The organism is Niallia sp. Marseille-Q9988 (genome assembly GCF_976954375.1).
The window spans coordinates 220,664-242,320 of record NZ_CDRJSZ010000006.1 but is presented as its reverse complement, the minus strand read 5'-3'; the positions used below and the strand labels follow the sequence as shown (position 1 = coordinate 242,320).

Below are 21,657 nucleotides of genomic sequence, written 5' to 3'. Positions count from 1 at the left end.
GGAAGATTACAGAAATTTCTATATGATTAAAGGATTTTTAAAGGAATTCTCTCTTTCTCATTCACCTTTTCACAAGAAGAAGAAGATCTGTTAACTCTATAACAGATCTTCTTTTACATAGTTAAGCTGTCTTCCATCTGATTCTTCTAGCAAAAAAATAAATCACCGAGTGTCCACTTCCTAGGATAAACAACAAGACAGGGATTACTTTATTTGGATTGAACATGCTTACACCAATTATAAAAATGAGAACGGATAAAAGCCTTCCTAGATTGAGAAACAATTCTCTTACGACTATATATTCAATTCTCATTTCTCCTGCCTTCCATCCTTTTCCGATTACGTCAAAAGTTAAACTAGTATAAGGAACAAGGATTAATGGATAAGCGATAGCTATAGTACTCGCATAAATCAATAATTTCGTGTAAGAAAAATCAAAAACGATAATAAACATCGAAAGGAATAGCATAATCCCTCCAACTAAAATGGACTTATTCCGATTCTCATTTTTGATTGTCCTCGAAACAATATAATAGGCAACAAATGAAATTCCCGAATTGATTAACCCAAATTTACCCAAAGCCAACTCACTGTCTGTCGCTATATAAACATAGACAGTTATCATAAACGCAAAGACGCCTTCTCGTAAGCCTTGAAAAAAATGAGCATTCGTTATAAGTTTCCAGTTATAATTATTTTTTCGCTCTTCCAAAATTCTTTTAAAATAATATTTGCCTTCTGCCGGCCTTCTTTTGAGAAAAAAACTAGAAATAACCGCTAGAAGAAAGAGTGCAAGAGACATTCCAAAAACAATCATATAACCTGTTGACTTTGTTAGCTGTGAGATAATATATCCCGCAATCATCGGTCCAATCATCCCAGCAACAGAATTTAATAGTCCTAAGAAGCCATTAAAGAAATCTCTAGTTTCCGGTTCGGTAACTTCAAATGTCAAAACATTGTACGCTAGCCAATAGAATCCGTTGCCAATACCAAGTATTGCCCCTAACACTAGGAGAAATGTAGATGCTTTGTCTCCAATTAATAGTACTGTCAAATAGAAAATGGTAAGGAAGGCAACACCAATTCGAAATACAATGACACGATCAATTTTCTTTGCCCATCTGCCAGCAAGTGTAAAGGTAAGTAATTGCAGCAAGATAATAGCAAGGTTATACAATCCTAAATCTCTAAATTCTCCTGACTGCTTCCATAAGAATACGTTAACGAAAGTATTAGAAAGTGCTACACTTAATGCGTACAATCCACCGGTGAGCAACAATATTTTTAAATCTTTTGTAAGCTCTACATCACCTAAAATTTTTCCTATTTTCATCATAGAAACTCCCCTTTGTTCTAGAGTAGTTTCTAACAAAATGAATATCGTTATGCATTATATATAAAAACTAACAATTATGAAAATAAGCTATAATTACTATCTTTTCCATAATAAGACAAAAAAACCTGTGAGCATAATGCCCACAGGTTTTGCTAACCTATTATTATTTAGCAGCTGAATAACGTTTAGCTACTTCATCCCAGTTAATTACATTAAAGAATGCACTAATGTATTCAGGACGACGGTTTTGGTAATTTAAGTAGTATGCATGCTCCCAAACGTCTAATCCTAAAACAGGTGTCTTACCTTCCATTAAAGGATTGTCTTGGTTTGGTGTGCTTGTTACCTCTAACTCACCGTTGTTCACAACTAGCCAAGCCCAACCTGAACCAAAACGAGTTGTAGCAGCTTTTGAGAATTCTTCTTTGAAGTTTTCAAAGCTACCAAATTTGCTGTCAATAGCAGCAGCTAAATCACCAGTTGGTTGACCGCCACCGTTTGGAGAAATTACTTCCCAGAATAAGGAATGGTTTGCGTGACCGCCACCATTGTTACGAACTGCAGTACGAGCAGCTTCTGGCACTGCATCAAGATTAGATACAAGTTCTTCCACTGTTTTAGAAAGTAATTCGCCATTTCCTTCTAGTGCGTTGTTTAAATTTGTTACATAAGTATTATGATGTTTCGTATGATGAATGTTCATCGTTTCTTTATCAATGTGAGGTTCTAATGCATCATAAGCGTAAGGTAATTGTGGTAATGAATAAGCCATGTCTAATTCCTCCTAATATTATATGTATTATTTTCTTCCTTATATTGTTTTGTCCTATTTCGACAATTTATATAAGAGAAGCTCTTTAACAATACATTATCAAATAAAGAACTTACTTTCAATCTATTTGCTTGAAAAGATTCCCTCTTTAAAATACCCATCTAAAATTACTTTTAAACAGGCAAATGCCTAGTTGTTTATAGGACGGATTGTTCTTGTCTCCTTATTCTTAAATTTGATGAAACCACTTTCACTTTATTAGTTAGAAAATAACAATCATCACTTTATATTTCTACTTAAAAATAAAGTTTTTAATTTCCACCATCCTCTAGTGATTAACATCACTCCAGTATTTATACTAATTTGTTTATTACCGCTTCTATTAGAACTCAACTTGAAATAAGTTCGATAAATTGTCATTTTTGTGTTTCTTCCTTACGAATCAACGTTTTAGAGTAGAATAGAATTCACACCATTCACACGATAACCATTTTATTCCAAATCAAGATTGACAAATATTTCACAATGTTTTTTAATCAAGAAAAGAGGAACTTTTTAAGGAGTGCTTTCTTATGAATGAAGTACAACTATCATTATATAGTTTATTGATACAACATTTCTTTGAGACTGACAAAATAGAACATATAAAAAAGGGAACTTTATTATTTCAAGAAAAAGACCCTGTTCAAAAAATTTATATTTTATTAAATGGAACTATTTCTCTTGGGAGAGTCCATGAGAAAGGAAAAGAATTCGTCATTAAGATACTCCATGATGAGGAATTGCTGTTAGAATACCAATTATTTAAACATTCCCCAAAGTATTATTTTTTTGCCAAAAGTCTTACAGATTGTGATGTTCTTGCGATTAACCGCAGTGAATTTGAAGATTTAGCTTTAAAAGATCCAATGCTCCTTATTTCTGTTACTAGTTGGTTAAGCACGGGATATCTAAAAGCACATATGAAATGCCAAGATCTTATAATGAATGGAAAAAAGGGCGGCCTATACAGCATATTAATCAGGCTATGTCATTCATTTGGAATAAAAAATAAAGAAGGGATCTTGATTGATATTCCCATCACACATCAAGAATTAGCGAACTTAACCTTCGGGACAAGAGAAGTTATTCAACGCATATTAAAAGATTTAAGAGAAAGAGAAGTCATTGAATACAGCAACCAAAAAATTACTGTAAAAAATCTTGCCTATTTAAAAAGAGCAGTCGATTGTCAAAACTGTCCTGTGGATATTTGCGGACTTAATTAATAATAGAAGAAAAGGTAAAAGCTTACCCTTACCTTTTCTTCCATTAATTTATATTTTCAAAAAGAAATACACAATCATTATCCCCTGAATAATAGCTTTCGTAACTATACTGCTGAGAAAGCCTATTAGTGAGCCTACTCCTATTTTAAGCGCATTTTTCCAATCGGTCCTACTAACGATAAGCTCTGCTAGTACGGCTCCTAGAAATGGACCTAGTAGGATGCCAATTACAGGAATGACAAAAGGTCCAACAAGCAATCCTATTGTACTTCCCCAAATCCCAGCCTTTGTACCGCCAAACTTCTTTACACCGATCCAGTTAGATACAGAATCAGCAAAGAATAATAAGGCAACAAACATCCCTTGGATAATCCAAAAAAAGACACTAAGTTCTTCAAACGAAAAGAAGACACCATATAATAGATACCCTGCTAAAATAAATAGTACACTTGGGATGATAGGATAAATCAGGCCAGCAAAAGCAATAATAAATAAAATACTGATAATAATCCAATAAATAATATCCATTACATCTCCCTTTCCTTCTAATTAGTATAGGTGTATCCTTTTAAAACTTTTACCATACTTTTTTATGCAAATCAAATGCTGAGACTTGTATCTATTAGCATGAAAAAGATACAATAGGAATGAAACTTTTGAAGGATGTGTCAGAATGAATATTTTTAAGCAGTTTTATCGAAGCCTCTATTCTCCAAAAGATATAGCAAGCTTCCGTTTTCAAGGCATAGGAAAAACCATTATTTATTTGTTGCTTTTGACTATTATTGCAGCTATACCTAATTTGTATTATTTAAGTAAGGGAATAAATGAAGCAATACATACTTTTAGTATAACAATGGAAGAAGAAGTACCTTCTTTTACAATAAGCGACAATACATTAAATGCCAAAAATCAAGATGAACCAACTATCATTGAAAAGCCTGATTTAACAATCATTCTAGATGCTTCTGGAACCTATGACCATACAAAAATTAGTACTTATGGAAATACTGTAGCGCTCTTAAAAAATGAATTTGTAATCGTAACAGCAGGACAGGCGCAGAGTTTTGAATATTCCTCATTTGGAAATATCACCCTTACAAAGGAAGAGCTAATTGATTTTATCCAAACAATGGATTCTTTAGCATATGTTTTTATCATCATTTTAGTTGTAACCTATATCTTATTTATGCTAATTTATAAAGTTCTTCAAACAATCGTACTTGCTATGTTTGGAAACTTTTTCTCGAAAATTTTCGGCAGAGCATTAACATATGCACAATGCTGGAAAATCACCGTATATAGTACAACCATTCCCGTTATTTTCTTTACTATTATGGACTGTTTACAAACCATTGTTCCAAGTGGCTATCTATTAAATTGGTTCATTAGTTTATTCCTTGTTTGTTTAGCAATTAAAGAGGTCAAGCCGGAAAAACCACTACAACCATAACACAGTAAAAAAGCAAAAACCTTACACATTGGTTTTTGCTTTTTTATTTCTTAAGAGATTTACTTTTCTTCCATCCTTATATTTTCCTCTAGTTTTGCCACTAACATCGATAGTCTAGAACTTATCTCAGCATTAACCTTGATACTATCCTGCTGTATTTCACCTATTTTTTTCATCTCATCTGAACTTGCGAGTGTTTGTTGACTAATGGAAGTAACATGTAGCGTGCTATACTCCATCTTAGGAAAAAACGCCTGTAGCTCATTTAATAAATGGTGATTATCTTTTAGCCCTTCACTTACTAAAGAAATTCCCTTCAATAGTTGATTAAAAGAGACAGTCGCTTTTTGCACTAAGTCATCACTTTTCGTAAAATTGTTTTGTATATCTTTTAAATCACTTGATGACTTTTGAATGATTTGATCCATATCAAGTGTAAACTTTCTTATATCCTCTGCTGATTTAGAAGACAAAACAGCTAATTTCTTCACCTCATTTGCTACCACAGCAAATCCCTTTCCCTGGATACCAGCTCGAGCTGCTTCAAGTGTAGCATTTAAAGCTAATAGCTTGGTTTGTTCTGCAAGTTCTTTAATATCTTCGACAACCTTTTTTATTGATAAAGCATGGTTATTAAGTAAATCATTATTACGATAAATGACGGTTACTTTATCTTGTAGCATATGTTGACTTGCAAATAAATTATTTATATTCTCTTCGCCTAGTATGGCAGAATCATTCATTTCGTCTGTATGTTCCTTAATTTTTTGACTACTTTGGTCGATTTGATCGCTTAAGCCTTTCAATTCTTGGAAAACGGTTATATTATGCTCTGAACTAATTGCCGTTTGCTCAGCGCCATTTTTCACCGTAACAATCATTTCCGAAAGCGCCTCTCCACTTTCTATCATTTGCAATGCCTCTGTTTGTAAAATATCATTTGTTTTGGATAAATGATCACTAGTTGCATGCATTTCCGATAGTACAAGCTTTAATCTTTGTATTAATAAATTATAGCTGTTAATTAACGAGTTGATTTCAGGAATCCCAGTTTTAATGGTAGAAACCTCTTCTAAATGACCATTCCTTGCTATTCGCATAATTTCTCGTAACGTTAGTAATGGGCTTACCATTGTTTTGACAAAATATCGAATAACGACAGCAATAATCAGTATACTTAATACCGAAAAAAGCAACAAACTATTTTTTAATTGATTGACATTATGTAAATATTCAGATTGGGGAATTACTAACAAATAAATCCCTCTTAGTTCTTGAATTTGTTGAAAGGCAACGGTATACGTTTCTCCATTCCATTTTGTATCCAATACGCCTGATTCTAATTCCTCTAGTTTCTGAATAAAAGAATCATCCAACTTAAATCGGGAGTTTTGACTCACTTTAAATGGTTTTACTTCCTTTTCCGATAGCAAAAAGAAAGAAGCGTTTAACCCTTCTTTGGCAAAGCTAGCATCTTGATCTCTTATTATTTGTTCCATTTTCGTTTGAAACTTCTCTTCCTGACCTACGTACATTAGCATTGTATTTTGAGCCATAACGTAAATAGTGCTTGTTTCTTTCTCTAGTCTCTCCTTCATCATTTTAACTGTCATTTTTGTAGAGCTATTAATGGAAATAAACGCTAACATCAAAATCGTAATAATAAATAATGGCAAAACAAACAGAAATAACCGATTTTGTATAGAAAGCCTTTCCTTTATCCTTTGCTTCTTTATGACTTTTGTCATTTGCTCGCCCCCTATGACTATTTTCACAGAAATTTATTAAGGGCATGTAAAGATAAAGTAATTTAATTTTTAAATTCACGACTTTTTCCCTATCCCCCTTTGCCTGAATACTTTTTTCGTTCTAATTCATAGTGGACAAGCATATAGTTTGTCTATAAATTAGTTTAGGGGGATGTAGGATGAAAAGGTTTTTTATTACCTTTGTAATTTTAGTGACAATATATGTTATTTATATCGATTTAAATGAAGGTACGCTTTCCTCTACTCAAAAACAAGAACCCTCAATAGAAGTCCAGGCATCCCCAGAAGAAGCGCCATTATTTTTTGAACAACAAGTCCAATCTGGTGATACCGTTCTTTCTATTGTAGAAGAATATTCTACTGGCGCCTTATCGGTTAGCTTGGAGACTGTTGTAAATGACTTTCAAAAACTAAATGGTGGTTTAAAACCTGAAGATATTCAAATCGGAAAATCATATTCTTTTCCGATATATAAATAATAAACTTTAGCTTCCGCAGAAATGATAATGGTGGAAGTTTTTATTGTTTTTCTCACCTAATGAAACTTTTTCCCCGTCAAATTAGGGATTCCCAGTAAAAATGCAAAGTGATTTTTAGCAAGATTCTTGTCAATATGAATGTTTCATTGATACAATAGGTAAGGTTACAAAGAAATATAAAAAGCTAAATTATTTTGGCTTGTCCAATATAAAAGGAGCGAATCACCATTGAGTGAAATTATTCATCGTACAAAAACCCGACCAATTAAAGTCGGTAACTTAACCATTGGGGGAAGTAATGAATTATTTATTCAAAGCATGACCACTACCAAAACCCATGATGTTGAAGCAACAGTTGCCCAAATTAAACGCTTAGAAGAAGCTGGCTGTCAGGTTGTTCGTGTTGCATGTCCAGATGAACGTGCTGCAAATGCCATTAGCGAGATTAAAAAACAAATAAACATACCATTAGTAGTAGATATCCATTTCGATTACCGTTTAGCATTAAAAGCAATTGAAGGTGGAGCAGATAAAATCCGAATCAACCCAGGGAATATTGGGAAAAGAGAAAAAGTTGAAGCGGTTGTAAAAGCTGCAAAAGCAAAAGGGATTCCGATACGTATTGGTGTTAACGCTGGTTCTTTAGAGAAAAAGATTCTAGAGAAATACGGTTATCCAACTGCAGATGGAATGGTCGAGAGTGCCTTGCACCATATCAAAATATTAGAAGACCTTGATTTTCATGATATCATTGTATCCATGAAAGCTTCTGATGTTAACTTAGCAATTGAAGCATATGAAAAAGCAGCAAAAGCATTTGACTATCCTTTACATCTAGGCATCACTGAATCCGGTACATTATTTGCGGGAACAGTAAAAAGCGCTGCTGGTCTAGGTGCTATTTTAAGTAAAGGCATCGGAAATACTTTACGTATATCCTTAAGTGCAGATCCCGTTGAGGAGATAAAAGTTGCTCGAGAATTGTTGAAGTCATTTGGTCTTTCTTCCAATGCTGCAACATTAATTTCCTGTCCCACTTGTGGCAGAATTGAAATCGACTTGATTAGTATTGCCAACGAAGTGGAAGACTACATCTCTACGATTAAAGCACCAATTAAGGTTGCAGTTCTAGGCTGTGCAGTTAATGGACCAGGAGAAGCAAGAGAAGCGGACATTGGTATTGCTGGTGCCCGTGGCGAAGGCCTACTATTCCGTAAAGGAAAAATTGTCCGCAAGGTACCAGAGGACATAATGGTAGAGGAACTTAAGAAAGAAATCGATGCAATAGCTGAAGAGTATTTTGCGAAAAAAGCAGCTGAAGAAGCTGAAAATAAAGATACAATTAATATTCAATAAAAAGTAAGGAAAATCTAACCTCGTGATAGAGGTTAGATTTTTTTAATTCCCCATTTTTAAGTTAAAAGAACGGGGCAATAAAAATTCCAATGATAATGGAGATGGCACCAAGAGAGATAGCCCAAGTTCCAAGTGCTGATGCTCCCTTTTTTCTTGCGATGAATCCTAATACTATCCCAACAACCCCTAATATAATAGGCATTACAAATAAGGACAGGATTGATATGACTAAAGCTGTAATACCAATTCCTTTTCCACCTACTATATTCCTGTCTCGCTCAACATCGGAGGTCACTGGACGTGTATCATTAAAAGTCATTGGAGGTGTTATCTCTGCTGATGTTTCTTCCAAATAATCAACAGGTGATCCAGTTCGCTCTCTATCTTGAAAATCGTGACTGTATCCTTCATTGCTGTTTTGATCTGCCATGATGATCCCTCGCTTTCTTTAATAGGAGCATTTATTATCATCACCAAATTCTGTGTCCCTATGTCTGTAAATGATTTACATAACTTTTTAGTTCTTCCCTTTTCCTTGTCGAGTTTATTTGTTAAGCTAGATAAGAACAACTTTGAATAAAGGAGCATAAAATGAAAAAAATGCGTTTTGGAATCGATATTGATGGGACAGTAACTAGCCCTGCTACGTTTGTTCCCTTTTTAAATGAAAGCTTTCAATTGAATATTACATTAGAGGATGTTGTTCAATATGAATTTTATCCTTTAGTCAATGTTACTAACGAAGAGTTTGACAAGTGGTTTTTGGAAAATGAGGCAAGAATTTACTCGTCCTCTCCCCTAGCTGAAGGCGCAAGTGTTGTATTACAAAAATGGGCAAAGCAACATGAACTCATATTTATTAGCGCAAGAGGCGAAGGCATGCTTGAACTAACAAAACAATGGTTTGAAAGTAATGGGATTAGCTTTGATCATATTGAATTAATTGGTTCTCATCATAAAATTGCGGCTGCCAAAAGAAACATGGTGGATATTTTCTTTGAAGATAAGCATGATAATGCCGTAATGCTTCATGAAGAATTAGGAATCCCAGTTATACTCTTTGATACACCATATAATAGGAAACCAATTCCTAAAGGGGTTAAACGGGTAACTACGTGGAATGAAGCGTATGAGTGGGTGGAAGAATGGGTTAAAACTCAAGTGAATCAATAAACTCCTTTACCCCTACATAACATTTATAAAGACTTTTTATGAATTATTGTTAAAAAAATTAAAGTTAATATGTCCTGCTTCCTTTTACAAAAACAACCTATTAAGAAAAAACGAAGCGATATCAGAATAGATATGCTTCGTTTTTTAATTTTGACATTCAGGACATTTTCCATAAATTTCAAACTTATGACCAGAAACATCGTAGCCTTTTAAACTTTCAGTAAGTTCTTCCATTGGACATGTAATAATTTCTTTCGTTTTCCCACAATCCAAGCAAATGAAATGATGGTGGTGGTGATGGTGAGAACAAGTAAAGCGAAAATGTTTTTCTCCATTTAATTCTGTCATTTCAAAAATATCCAATTCTGCAAATAATGATAAGTTTCGGTATATCGTGTCAAAACTCAAACCTGGATAATCATCCTTTAATGACTCTAATACATCTTTAGCGGTTAAATATTTATTTTCATTAGAAAATAATGCTAAGATATCTTCTCTCTTGTCTGTATGTTTATATCCTTTTTCCTTTAGGATATCAAGTGCAGTTTGCACATTCATTTTCTCCACCTCATTTCTCCCTATCCATTTTTATCAAATAAAACGAAAATTCTATAGTAATCATTACGATTTATATAACATTTAATAGTATCAAAATCAGTATACAAGAACGAATGATTGTTGTAAAGATATCACTTTCTGTATACTAAATGAGAGAAATCAAAAAAAATTAGCACATTTTTGTCTTTCCCCTCATATGTTAGAATGGGGAGTGATGACATGAAAATTTTTGAAAACATAATCAATCATAAAATTAACAACATAACCTCTACTGAACTAATGAAATACAGTAAACAGTTCAAAATTAAAATCACAAACGAAGAAGCCGTAAAGCTTGCTAATCATCTTAATGGCCGAAAAATCAATATTTTCAAGCCTAATGAACGTGCACAATTAATCAGAGAGGTCGCTAAATTAACAAGTCCTGCTACAGCAAAGGAACTAAACGAGTTATTTAACTTATTTGCAGAGCAGTAATCTACCATACTTAAGCTTCACAAAGAAATAAAAAACGCTCCGGAAGAGCGTTTTTTTTAACTTTGTAAAATTTCTTCCAATAGATTTGCATTAAATGCCTTATTTTTAATCATTTCGATTTCATGCTTATAAGGTGCTTTCTTATTCGTTTTATCTATCCCAACATATGGTGTTTCCAATATTTTCGGAACATTTTCTAGCTCGGGATGATGAACTATTTTCACCAATGCATCAAAACCGATTTGCCCATAACCGATATTTTCATGTCTATCTTTTCGAGCTCCAAGAATATTTTTACTATCATTTATATGCAATACCTTTAATTTATCAATTCCCACGATACGATCGAATTCTTCTAATACTCCATCAAAATCTTCTACAATATTGTATCCAGCATCATGTGTATGACATGTATCAAAGCATACCGATAATTTATCATTATAGGTAACACCTTCCATAATCATTGCTAATTCTTCAAAGGTACGACCACATTCAGATCCTTTTCCAGCCATTGTTTCTAGCGCTATTTGCAAGTTTTCGTTCCCAGTAAGCACTTCATTTAAGCCCTCGATAATCTTTTTTATACCAACTTCAGCACCTGCTCCTACATGTGCGCCTGGATGTAAAACAATTTGTTTGGCTCCTAGTGCTTCTGTTCTTTCTATTTCACTACGTAAGAAGTTAACGCCCAATTCAAAAGTAGCTGGGTTCGTAGTATTGGCAATATTAATAATATATGGTGCATGCACGATAATATCTTCTATGCCATTTTGCTCCATATGAAGCTGGCCAGCTGCAATATTTAAGTCTTCTATTTTCTTTCTTCTTGTATTTTGGGGTGCACCAGTATAAATCATAAAAGTATTAGCACCATAGGAGACTGCTTCTTCACTAGCTCCAAGTAACATCTTTTTCCCGCTCATTGATACATGTGAACCAATTTTCAACAATTCAAACACTCCTCTATTCCCCTATTTTTTTCTACTCTTAATTCTCTTTTCTCTCTTTTTAATTGTTTCTACTTGTTGTTGCATTTTTTTCTTATAGCCAGGTTTCACCTTTTTAGGCTTTTTAACAAGAGACTTAGCCTTTACATCAATTTCATCCACTTGCTTCTTGCGGTTTTTGCGGCGATTACGATCATCTAATTCTACCCATTCGCCTTTTTTAAGATCCATATGCTTAAATTCTACGCCTAGTTTTTCCAATTGATTTAACTTATCTTCGTCTGATGTCTCATATATTGTTAAGGCAATACCGGAATAACCTGCTCTTGCAGTTCTTCCAACACGATGCACATAAAAATCTAAATCTGTTGGTAACTCATAATTAATAACATGACTGATCCCTTTAATATCAATTCCTCTTGCTGCTAAATCAGTAGCTATAATGTATTGGAATTCTAGATCTAGGATTTGTTTCATTACTTTTTTACGCTCACGAGGTGTCAAACCACCATGTATTCTTGCAACTTTAAGACCTTTGTTTGATAAGCCATTTGCAACTTCATCACACATTTGCTTTGTATTTGTAAATACAATCGCAAGATAAGGATTAAAGCTTACTAACGCTTCATATACTGTTGTAATTTTATCACGATGTCTGGAAGGAATTAGCACATGTTCTATTTTTGCGGCTGTTAATTGCTTTGGTTCGATATGAACATATGTTGGATTTTCTAAATACTTCTTTAAAAATGGCTTTAATTTCTCAGGGATTGTCGCAGAGAATACAAACATGCTTAAATCCTTTGGCATTTTTGACGCAATTTGATCAACATCTTCAATAAAGCCCATATCTAGCATAAGATCTGCTTCATCAACGATTAGAATTTTTGCAGTATGCACAAATAATGCTTGTTCTTTAACAAGATCATTAATTCTTCCAGGCGTACCTACAACAATTTGTGGCTGTGTTTTAAGCTTTTCAATCGAACGTTGTTTATCCGTACCTCCAATAAATAGGCGAGTTGTTATTGGTTGTTCGGAATGCTTAATTATTTTCAAAATTTCTTGATTAATTTGATTCGCTAATTCTCTAGTAGGTGCTGTAATAACAGCTTGTACTGCTTGTTTTTCAGCAACTATTCTTTGAATAATCGGTAAAACGTATGAATGCGTTTTACCTGTTCCAGTTTGCGATTGCCCAATTGCACTTTCCCCTTTTAAAACAAGAGGAATTACTTTCTGTTGAATTTCTGTCGGTTCGTAAAAACCTAATTCGTCAATTGCATCTATAATAAATGGTTTAAACTCGTATTGTTTAAATTGATTATTACTCATATAAAAAACTCCTTAATAGCCAGATAAATGAGCGTGCGCAGATTTGGCATTTATCTATAGCTCTTTTGTCCATCATTTTATTATAATAAAAATTTACCTAAAAGGCTATAATGTGTGCCCTTTTTATTTTTTCCAATACCATAAATCAAATATATTTTTTATCCCTAATCCTAGCATTTTACATTACATATGACACTATCCATTATTTCTTCGTAAAACCTAAACATCTTGTAAGTCTTTGCATATTCTATAAAGTAGTATAAGTGAAAGGAGGCGTTTTATATGATGCCACCAAGACCACGTGGCCCATTCCAAGGACCACCAATGGGCGGAAGAATGCCAGGAATGAGAGGACCAACTAGCTTCCCTGGAGGAGCAATGGGCCGAGGTGGAGTACCTAGCAGAGGAAGTGGCGGCGGTTTATTATCCAAACTTCTTGGAGGCGGTAATAATGCTGCAGGAGCTAGAAGTGCTGCATCTGGAGGAGGCGGGTTGCTAAAAACATTGACTAATCCTTCTTCTATTAATGGATTTTTAGCAAATTCTCAAAAATTCCTTAATACAGCAAGCCAAATTGGGCCTATGGTAAACCAATATGGACCAATGGTTAAAAATATCCCAGCTATTTGGAAAATGTACAGAGGATTAACGAGCTCCAGCAAAGAACCAGAGGAAGTAAACGTTGCAGATCAAGCAACAGAGAAAGGAAAAAGCGAAGATACAAAGAAAACAGTTAAAAAACGACAAACTAAAAAAGTCGATGATGTTATCGATGATTTTGAAATGGAATCAGTATCCGAAAAACCTACAGGTGCTCCAAAACCAAAATTATATATATAAATCCCCAGACCTAACAGGCAATACCCACAAAACGGTTCATTCCAAATTGGCTATTGCTTTATTTGGTCTTTTTTTATCGTCTTTTATGAATCTTCCTTTTTCCAGACAGTTATACTTTGTAAACAGCTCTTATGTTTTATATAATAAACATGTTATATTATTGGTGGAAATAATCGTACCTATTACTTAATATATTGTTAGTAGAAGTATCTTGCAGGAGGAATCGGAGAATGAAAGTCATAAAAATCGCACCTCGAGGTTATTGCTACGGTGTTGTTGATGCAATGGTAATTGCCAGAAATGCTGCTTTAGATAAAACACTGCCTCGTCCCATCTATATTCTTGGAATGATTGTTCACAATAAACATGTTACAGATGCATTTGAAGAAGAAGGCATTATCACATTAGATGGAAAAAATCGAAAAGAAATATTGGAAAAAGTAAACTCGGGTACAGTAATTTTTACTGCACATGGTGTATCACCAGAGGTACGTAAAATAGCGGAAGATAAGGGATTAGTTACATTGGATGCAACTTGTCCAGATGTAACTAAAACCCATGATTTAATTAGAGAAAAGGAAAAAGAAGGTTACTATATTATTTATATAGGAAAAAAAGGTCATCCTGAGCCAGAGGGAGCCGTTGGTGTGGCTCCACATGCTGTCTCATTAGTAGAAACGCAGGATGATATTAGCAGATTAGAGATTAATAGGGAGAAAATTCTTGTTACAAACCAGACAACGATGAGTCAATGGGATGTAGCTGATTTAATGGAAAGCATTAAAGATAAATTTCCACATGCTGAATTTCATAAAGAAATCTGCCTAGCTACACAAGTAAGACAAGAAGCAGTTGCTAAACAAGCTGGAGAAGCAGACGTATTAATTGTTGTAGGAGATCCCAAAAGCAATAACTCCAATCGTTTAGCCCAAGTTTCTGAAGAAATTGCCGATACAAAGTCATATCGTATATCAGACATTTCGGAACTAAAGCTTGAGTGGCTAAAAGATGCAAACAGTGTTGCCGTTACAGCAGGAGCATCGACACCAACCCCGATTACGAAAGAGGTTATTAATTTTCTAGATCAATATGATCCTGCAGATGAAAGCACATGGCAATTGGAAAAGAAAGTTCCTTTAAATAAAATCTTGCCAAAAGTAAAGGTGAAATAATATTGAAACAAGCGTTCACTATAAAGTGGGACGCTTGTTTTTCTAATTTTTGCTATTATTCCTTTGGTTGATGAACGCCATTTTTCTCTTCTTAATTACTGCTTTTGGTTTTCATTCCCTTGATGATGTCCACTTTTCTCATCCAAGCTTCTGCTTTTGGTTTTCATTTACTAGATAAACACAACTCTTCCCACAACATATTTCTTTGACTAAGTGTGTGAGCTTTTTCGGTTATTAAATTTTAAATTCATAATCATTCATTTTCCAATTGAACAAAGAAAGCAGACAAACTCCATTAAAGTTTGCCTGCTTTTATATCTCTAAAATCTTCCTTATATAAAAGTAAACGGATCTGTATGAATAACGGAAGGAAAAATCTCCACCTCATAGCCTTTGTCTTTACACATTTCCGTTAAAACCTTTGCCACTCCTGCCTTCATCACTTTTTCTACATTGTGTCCTGGATCAATAATATTTAATCCTAAAGCGTCAGCATCATGAGCAATATGATAATACATATCTCCTGTAATATAAACATCGGCGCCTTTCCTTAAAGCATGGGAATAATATTTATTACCGTCTCCGCCTAGGACTGCCACTTTTTTGACCTTCGCATCTAAATTTCCGACTACGCGTACCCGGTCAACTTCAAGAACTTCTTTGACATGATTAGCAAATTCTAATAATGTCATCTCATTCACTTTACCTATTCTACCTAAGCCTAATTGCTCCCCTTCTATTTGTAAATCATAGATATCATAAGCAACCTCTTCATAGGGATGGGCTTTAATCATCGCTTTTACTATATTCTTTTCTTTGGAAGCTAAGTAAACTGATTCTATTTTTGCTTCTTCTACATGCTCTAATTTATTTACCTTGCCAATGTATGGGTCTGCTCCTTCTAACGGTTGAAATTCACCAATACCGTCCGTCGAAAAAATACAATGACTATAATTTCCGAGTGTACCAGCACCTGCATCACCTATAGCTTTTTTCACCTGTTCAGCATAATTTTTAGGTACATAAACAGCTAATTTCTTTAATTTATCCTCATAGGTTGGAACTAATACTTCAGCATCTTGTAATCCTAAAGCCTCACTTAAAAGGTCATTTACCCCACCTTTTGCGACATCAAGATTTGTATGAGCAGCATAGACTGTAATATCATGTCTAATTAATTTATGCATTAATCTTCCAGATGGATTATCCATCGTTATTTTAGATAAAGAACGAAAAATGGGTGGATGATGAGCAATTATTAAATCCACTCCTTTTGAAATTGCTTCCTCCACTACCTCATCAAGAACATCCAATGCTACCATAACACGCTTAACAGGTCTGCTTAGATCTCCTACTTGTAACCCTATTTTATCGCCTTCCATTGCATATGCTTTAGGGGAGAATTGTTCAAACAATGAAATTATTTCATAACCATTAATTGTCTTCATTCGTTATCACCTCATCCACTAATTTAATCTTCCTCTCTAGCTCTTTACTTTTTTGCGTATTTTCTTCTGATTCAGGTGCAGACTTCAAATTTGTAAGTATTCTCTGCCAATTTTTTTTCTCATGTGTCCATTTTTTAACGAAGGCAGCATTTTTTTCTTTCATTAAAAATGGTCCAAATAATAATGCTTTCTCTTTATTTAATTCATACAATGGGCGGGAATCCCCTTTTTCAGCTACCAAAACCTCGTATATTTTTCCATCTTCCTCCAAAATTTCTTCATCTATTAAAATCCAATCATTTTTCAATAGCCACTCTCGAATGGAAGATGCACTAACATTAGGCTGTAAGATCAGTCTTTGAACAGAATCTTTTAGTTTATTCTTGCCGTTCTCTAAAATTGTTGCGATTAATGTTCCACCCATGCCAGCAATCGTTACACAATCCACTTCATTTGGTTCGATTACTTCTAAGCCATTTCCTTTTCTTACAGAAATATTTGAAGACAATCCTTCCTGTTTTACTTGTTTAACAGCAGATTGGTAAGGACCATCAACCACTTCTCCTGCAATGACAAAACGAACATTATTTCTTTTCACCATATAGCATGGCAAATACGCATGATCAGATCCAATATCTGCAAATTTTGCATTTTTAGGTATGTATTTTGCAACGGTTTCTAATCGTTTGGATAATTTATCTGTATTCATTACTAACACCACATTTCAAATTCTAGTTAAAGCAAATACTTTGATACAAGAAGTATCACCAGGAGAAAGGTCCCAATAAATGCGGAAATCGTAAAATATAATAATTTATATTTCTTTCCACATAAATACCAAAATAAGCAATTAAGGAATAAAATGATATATAAAAATATTATTTCATTAGTAAAAAATTTCAAACCAAAAACTACACTACACAAAAGAATGATAATTGCTGCAACAGTGGCTGGTATATCTACATTCCACTCATTTTTATTATACAAAAAAATACCGACAAAACAAAAAATCAGAAAAATTAGTGAAATAGCCATTTGCAAAATGAAAGACAATTCAGTAAAATATAATAAAAATATAGTTATTGGAATGAAAGAAAAGTATAAAAGGGAAAAAATGAATAAGATGCTTTTGCCTTCTTTCTTTACCTGACTTTCTTCCACACCATTTCCTTCTGTATACAATGTGAGTAAATAATCACAATAATGTTCTGGAAGCATTTTATTTTCTTTCCAATAAGCTATTTCCTTTACAATAATCATTTTTCTCTGGTCTTGCATCTTTAGCATCACTTCCTTTTATTTAAGTAATAACTAAGTGAAAAAAGCGCATTAACATTTCTAAAACTGAAAAAAAAGAAATAGCCACTTCATACAGGAAGTAAACTATTTCTTTATGGAATCATATTGAAGATTACTAAGCCGTAAGCTACTTACTCTAAGAAATCTTTCAATCGTTTGCTTCTGCTTGGATGTCTTAACTTTCTTAAAGCTTTTGCTTCAATTTGACGAATTCTTTCACGTGTTACACCAAATACTTTTCCTACTTCTTCAAGTGTACGTGTACGGCCATCGTCAAGCCCAAAGCGCAATCTTAAAACATTTTCTTCTCTATCTGTTAATGTATCTAATACGTCTTCTAATTGCTCTTTAAGTAATTCATAGGCAGCATGCTCTGAAGGAGAAGTAGCATCTTGGTCCTCAATAAAATCGCCTAAGTGAGAATCATCTTCTTCACCAATCGGTGTTTCTAAAGAAACAGGCTCTTGCGCTATTTTTAAAATTTCTCTTACTTTGTCTGGTGATAAATCCATGTCTTCTCCAATTTCTTCAGGAGTTGGTTCGCGGCCAAGATCCTGTAGTAATTGACGTTGCACACGAATTAATTTATTTATGGTTTCAACCATATGAACAGGTATACGAATTGTTCTCGCTTGGTCCGCAATTGCACGAGTTATTGCTTGACGAATCCACCATGTTGCGTACGTACTAAATTTAAATCCCTTTTCATAATCAAACTTTTCAACAGCTTTAATTAAACCCATATTTCCTTCTTGGATTAAATCAAGGAACTGCATTCCACGTCCAACATAACGTTTAGCAATACTTACAACTAAGCGCAAGTTAGCTTCTGCAAGACGGCGTTTCGCTTCTTCATCGCCTTGTAATATACGTTTTGCTAAATTAATTTCTTCTTCTGCTGAAAGTAAATCTACTCTTCCAATTTCTTTTAAATACATACGAACTGGATCATTAATTTTTACACCTGGGGGAACACTTAGGTCATTTAAATCGAATTCTTCCTCCCCTTTTGCAAGCTCTTGGACATTCGGTGCTTCTTCTTCACCATCACCGATTAATTCGACTCCCTGATCACCTAAAAATTCATAAAACTCATCCATTTGGTGAGAATCTAATTCAAAACTGGATAACTTCTCAGCAATATCATCATATGCGAGCACACCCGTTTTTTTACCTACTTCTGTTAATTGTTCCTTTACCTGATCAAGGGTTAATTCCGTTTCAATCTCTTTTGAACGGGCAGACTTCTCAGCCATATGTCCCCCTCCTTCCAAAAAATCAAGACAATAATATACTATTTTAACGTTTTTTCTAATAAAAGGACTTCCATGCCAATTTGAGCAGCTTTTATATAGTCATTTTGACGTTCTGCATCTTTCAGCATTTGCTTCTTTTCCTTTATTTCAAGCAATTTCTCATAATTAATGATTTGTTTCATATAATCACTAATTTCTACTTCACTTACCTCTTCATTCACTTCCATCATTTCGATTTCAGCTACGATCCGTTGTAAGTCTGGATCGTCAATAAAATTCATAAATGAACTTGTATCGTTACCAAAACCCTTTTCATAATAAGCAAGAAGATAAGTAAAGATCGCTTGGTGTTCATCAATATTAAATGCTTTTCCCTGTAAAGAGTCTTGCACTTTGTAGGCAATATCCTCACTTTTAAACATATGTGCAAGCAGTCTTTTTTCCGCAGTATGATATGCTGGTAATAATCCAGTTGCCCGTTTTTTAACCGTGTATTGTTTGACAGGAACTACACTTTTTTCAACAGCATTTTCATTTGGAACTGATTGTTCCATCTGCATCTCTTGCTGCTTTAATGCCTCTAAAGAGAGAGAAAACTCATCTGCTACCTGTCGTAAATAAAGGTCTTTTTCTACCGCCTTCTCCAGTTTAGCAATTTCTCCTATTACTTCTTCTATATAAGCGAGTTTATCTCCTTCATTTTGAAGATTTTTCCCTCTTCGATAGTAAAGCATTTTAAATCCCATGAAAGGTATGCTTCCATGAAGTATTTCCTGTTGCAATTTATCTTCCCCAAATTTGTTCACATAATCATCTGGGTCCATTCCATCTGGTAACATCACTACTTTTACAACACAATTAGCCTTTGTAAGAAGCTGTCCTGCACGAAAGGCTGCTTCTATCCCAGCTGAATCAGAATCATAACAAATCGTTACATTTCGTGCGTTTCTTTTTAGAATTGTGATATGCTCCTCCGTTAAGGAGGTCCCCATTGTCGCAACACTGTTTTCAACTCCCGCTCTTGTTGCAGCTATAACATCTGCAAATCCTTCGAAAAGAACGGTATGTTGAAGCTTTCGTATTATAGGCCTTGCTTTATGAAAATTGTAAAGTGTATTGCTTTTATTAAAAATTGGAGTTTCTGGACTGTTAAGGTATTTGGGATTATTATCCCCTAAAGCACGTCCAGAAAACGCAATTGTGTTACCATTTCGATCATAGATAGGGAATATTATTCGATCGCGAAAACGATCAAAATATTTCTCATCCCTTTCACTTTTTACAATCAAACCAGCTTTTTCTAATAGCGAAACATCAAATTTACGTTTCCCTAAAAACTTCACAGCTAAATCCCAGGAATTAAGTGTATAGCCTATTTGGAACTTTTCAATGATAGGTAAAGTAAAGCCCCTATTAGACAAATATTCTAATGCATGCTGACCATCCTTTGTGTTTACGAGCAAATGATGGTAGAATTTAGATAATAAATCATGTGCATCAATCATTTGCTGTAAATTTTCTGGAATGGCTGGTTTTCTTTCCAGCTCAGACACTTCGATACCTAATTCAATATTCGCACGGTCAGCTAAACTTGATGCAACTTCTACAAAAGAAGAGCCTTCTAAGTCCATAAGGAAAGTAAATACATTTCCACCTGCATGACAGCCGAAGCAATGGAATATCTGTTTATCTGGCGATACAGTAAAAGAAGGTGTTTTTTCGCCGTGAAAAGGACAAAGACCGATAAAATTGCGCCCTTGTCTTGTAAGGGATACATGTTCTCCAATGATTTCAACAATGTCAGTAGCCTGTTTGATTTCATTGAGTTTATCTTCAGGAATGCGCGCCACCATTATCTACACATCTCCCTACTTATTGCCTACTTTAAAGAATTATTCGACGTAACCAATCGATTCTCCTTCAACTTTCGACAAAATCCTTATAAAATTTCTTCTGAATTTTTGGCAATCCTCTTCTGTATAAGGTTTGGGCCCTTTCCCATATACCCCTTTTCGTCTTGCCTTAGCAGATAAATATCGCATATCAAGTGCAGTATTTATAGTTTTCTCCTCAAATATTACGCCCCTAGGGGAGAGGACAGTAACTTGCTTTAACAATAACGTAGAGGCAAGGCCAATATCTTGAGTGACGACAATATCCTGTTTTTTGGTAGCATTCATAATAAATAAATCTACAGCTTCTTTATCGCTATCCACATACTTCCACTTTTGTTCGTCATTTTCTTTCATCATATGTGCATAGGATGCAACGAATAGCAATTCATAATGATAATAAGAAGCTATTTCGACAATATCTTCTTTTACAGGACAGGAATCAGCATCAACATATACCATATGTTTCCCTAATGTACTATTAATTCTACATCACTCCACATATTCCTTCTTCCTAAATAATTTTTTCACGAAAGAAGTAATGTCGAAAATTTTTTTATCCCTTTCCTTGACTTCTCACAATAAATAGTTTATTCGTAAAAAGCCAAGTCTAAACCTAAAACATGATACTTTTTTATCACAATTTTTTATTATAGTATAAATTCACTTGAAATTCCATCTTTTTTTATCTATAATTATTCCTTTTATGCCATACTAGAACCAAAATACATACAAAAAATAAATTAAGATAGGTCATTAAATTAATTTTATTAAATAGAAATTATCTTTGCTAATTTATTTTATGAACACAACCATTTTTAGAA

At 34.1% G+C, this 21,657-nt stretch carries 22 protein-coding genes; 8 read left to right on the top strand and 14 right to left on the bottom strand.

Annotation, left to right across the window (positions count from 1 at the left end; translation table 11 throughout):
- Positions 1-121: 121 nt before the first annotated feature.
- Positions 122-1,339, bottom strand: coding sequence for an MFS transporter (locus tag ACWNMZ_RS13055; RefSeq protein WP_031535383.1), 1,218 nt, complete (start codon positions 1,337-1,339; stop codon positions 122-124).
- Between the two features lie 163 nt (positions 1,340-1,502).
- The gene (locus ACWNMZ_RS13050; RefSeq protein WP_031535384.1) at positions 1,503-2,111 is read right to left on the bottom strand and encodes a superoxide dismutase; all 609 of its coding nucleotides are present in this window, start codon (positions 2,109-2,111) and stop codon (positions 1,503-1,505) included.
- 572 nt (positions 2,112-2,683) lie between these two features.
- On the opposite strand from ACWNMZ_RS13050, the gene ACWNMZ_RS13045 reads away from it, so the two are divergent.
- The gene (locus tag ACWNMZ_RS13045) at positions 2,684-3,379 is read left to right on the top strand and encodes a Crp/Fnr family transcriptional regulator (RefSeq protein ID WP_031535386.1); all 696 of its coding nucleotides are present in this window, start codon (positions 2,684-2,686) and stop codon (positions 3,377-3,379) included.
- Between the two features lie 48 nt (positions 3,380-3,427).
- On the opposite strand, the gene ACWNMZ_RS13040 is transcribed toward ACWNMZ_RS13045, so the two are convergent.
- Positions 3,428-3,907 (bottom strand): DUF456 domain-containing protein, encoded by a 480-nt coding sequence (locus ACWNMZ_RS13040; RefSeq protein ID WP_031535389.1) that lies wholly within the window; start codon positions 3,905-3,907, stop codon positions 3,428-3,430.
- A 145-nt stretch (positions 3,908-4,052) separates the two neighbouring features.
- Between ACWNMZ_RS13040 and ACWNMZ_RS13035 the strand changes: the two genes are divergently transcribed.
- On the top strand, positions 4,053-4,832 hold the full coding sequence (locus ACWNMZ_RS13035; protein WP_031535390.1) for a DUF1189 domain-containing protein: 780 nt from the start codon (positions 4,053-4,055) through the stop codon (positions 4,830-4,832).
- Between the two features lie 59 nt (positions 4,833-4,891).
- Here ACWNMZ_RS13035 and ACWNMZ_RS13030 read toward each other — a convergent pair whose 3' ends face one another.
- On the bottom strand, positions 4,892-6,580 hold the full coding sequence (locus ACWNMZ_RS13030) for a methyl-accepting chemotaxis protein (RefSeq protein ID WP_235248039.1): 1,689 nt from the start codon (positions 6,578-6,580) through the stop codon (positions 4,892-4,894).
- Positions 6,581-6,759: 179 nt separating this feature from the next.
- Here ACWNMZ_RS13030 and ACWNMZ_RS13025 point away from each other — a divergent pair, with 179 nt between their 5' ends.
- Together ACWNMZ_RS13025 and ispG are read left to right on the top strand one after the other, a co-directional pair.
- Positions 6,760-7,080, top strand: coding sequence for a LysM peptidoglycan-binding domain-containing protein (locus tag ACWNMZ_RS13025; RefSeq protein ID WP_235248036.1), 321 nt, complete (start codon positions 6,760-6,762; stop codon positions 7,078-7,080).
- 237 nt (positions 7,081-7,317) lie between these two features.
- Complete coding sequence (ispG, locus tag ACWNMZ_RS13020; RefSeq protein ID WP_192840925.1) at positions 7,318-8,436, top strand: flavodoxin-dependent (E)-4-hydroxy-3-methylbut-2-enyl-diphosphate synthase; 1,119 nt, start codon at positions 7,318-7,320, stop codon at positions 8,434-8,436.
- Between the two features lie 61 nt (positions 8,437-8,497).
- Here the strand turns inward: ispG and ACWNMZ_RS13015 are convergent, their stop codons facing one another.
- Positions 8,498-8,866: a DUF4190 domain-containing protein gene (locus tag ACWNMZ_RS13015; RefSeq protein WP_031535399.1), complete on the bottom strand. Its 369-nt coding sequence runs from the start codon at positions 8,864-8,866 to the stop codon at positions 8,498-8,500.
- Positions 8,867-9,027: 161 nt separating this feature from the next.
- Between ACWNMZ_RS13015 and ACWNMZ_RS13010 the strand changes: the two genes are divergently transcribed.
- Positions 9,028-9,609, top strand: a complete 582-nt coding sequence (locus tag ACWNMZ_RS13010; protein ID WP_235248034.1) for a 5' nucleotidase, NT5C type — start codon at positions 9,028-9,030, stop codon at positions 9,607-9,609.
- A gap of 144 nt (positions 9,610-9,753) precedes the next feature.
- On the opposite strand, the gene ACWNMZ_RS13005 is transcribed toward ACWNMZ_RS13010, so the two are convergent.
- Entirely contained in the window at positions 9,754-10,167 is a 414-nt protein-coding gene (locus ACWNMZ_RS13005; protein ID WP_031535403.1) for a Fur family transcriptional regulator, read from the bottom strand.
- Positions 10,168-10,371: 204 nt separating this feature from the next.
- Here ACWNMZ_RS13005 and ACWNMZ_RS13000 point away from each other — a divergent pair, with 204 nt between their 5' ends.
- Entirely contained in the window at positions 10,372-10,644 is a 273-nt protein-coding gene (locus ACWNMZ_RS13000) for a DUF2624 family protein (RefSeq protein WP_311296502.1), read from the top strand.
- 56 nt (positions 10,645-10,700) lie between these two features.
- On the opposite strand, the gene ACWNMZ_RS12995 is transcribed toward ACWNMZ_RS13000, so the two are convergent.
- Together ACWNMZ_RS12995 and ACWNMZ_RS12990 are read right to left on the bottom strand one after the other, a co-directional pair.
- Positions 10,701-11,594 carry a deoxyribonuclease IV gene (locus ACWNMZ_RS12995; protein ID WP_235248032.1) on the bottom strand — a complete coding sequence of 298 codons (894 nt, stop codon included), beginning with the start codon at positions 11,592-11,594 and terminating at the stop codon, positions 10,701-10,703.
- Positions 11,595-11,615: 21 nt separating this feature from the next.
- Positions 11,616-12,926, bottom strand: coding sequence for a DEAD/DEAH box helicase (locus ACWNMZ_RS12990; RefSeq protein WP_235248030.1), 1,311 nt, complete (start codon positions 12,924-12,926; stop codon positions 11,616-11,618).
- A 282-nt stretch (positions 12,927-13,208) separates the two neighbouring features.
- Between ACWNMZ_RS12990 and ACWNMZ_RS12985 the strand changes: the two genes are divergently transcribed.
- The gene (locus ACWNMZ_RS12985; protein ID WP_235248023.1) at positions 13,209-13,766 is read left to right on the top strand and encodes a YqfQ family protein; all 558 of its coding nucleotides are present in this window, start codon (positions 13,209-13,211) and stop codon (positions 13,764-13,766) included.
- A gap of 230 nt (positions 13,767-13,996) precedes the next feature.
- The gene (locus tag ACWNMZ_RS12980; RefSeq protein ID WP_235248021.1) at positions 13,997-14,938 is read left to right on the top strand and encodes a 4-hydroxy-3-methylbut-2-enyl diphosphate reductase; all 942 of its coding nucleotides are present in this window, start codon (positions 13,997-13,999) and stop codon (positions 14,936-14,938) included.
- Positions 14,939-15,270: 332 nt separating this feature from the next.
- Here ACWNMZ_RS12980 and ACWNMZ_RS12975 read toward each other — a convergent pair whose 3' ends face one another.
- The 6 genes from ACWNMZ_RS12975 to ACWNMZ_RS12950 form a co-directional block, all read right to left on the bottom strand.
- Positions 15,271-16,386 (bottom strand): Nif3-like dinuclear metal center hexameric protein, encoded by a 1,116-nt coding sequence (locus tag ACWNMZ_RS12975; RefSeq protein ID WP_235248019.1) that lies wholly within the window; start codon positions 16,384-16,386, stop codon positions 15,271-15,273.
- Positions 16,373-17,095, bottom strand: a complete 723-nt coding sequence (locus tag ACWNMZ_RS12970) for a tRNA (adenine(22)-N(1))-methyltransferase (protein WP_235248017.1) — start codon at positions 17,093-17,095, stop codon at positions 16,373-16,375. The genes ACWNMZ_RS12975 and ACWNMZ_RS12970 overlap by 14 nt, the downstream gene beginning before the upstream one ends.
- Before the next feature lie 26 nt (positions 17,096-17,121).
- Entirely contained in the window at positions 17,122-17,646 is a 525-nt protein-coding gene (locus ACWNMZ_RS12965) for a hypothetical protein (protein ID WP_284561209.1), read from the bottom strand.
- A 170-nt stretch (positions 17,647-17,816) separates the two neighbouring features.
- Entirely contained in the window at positions 17,817-18,941 is a 1,125-nt protein-coding gene (gene rpoD, locus ACWNMZ_RS12960) for an RNA polymerase sigma factor RpoD (RefSeq protein WP_016202990.1), read from the bottom strand.
- Positions 18,942-18,979: 38 nt separating this feature from the next.
- Positions 18,980-20,794, bottom strand: a complete 1,815-nt coding sequence (gene dnaG, locus ACWNMZ_RS12955) for a DNA primase (protein ID WP_235248013.1) — start codon at positions 20,792-20,794, stop codon at positions 18,980-18,982.
- A 39-nt stretch (positions 20,795-20,833) separates the two neighbouring features.
- A complete protein-coding gene (locus tag ACWNMZ_RS12950; protein WP_235248012.1) occupies positions 20,834-21,295 on the bottom strand; it encodes a YaiI/YqxD family protein in 462 nt (153 codons plus the stop codon).
- Positions 21,296-21,657: the final 362 nt, after the last annotated feature.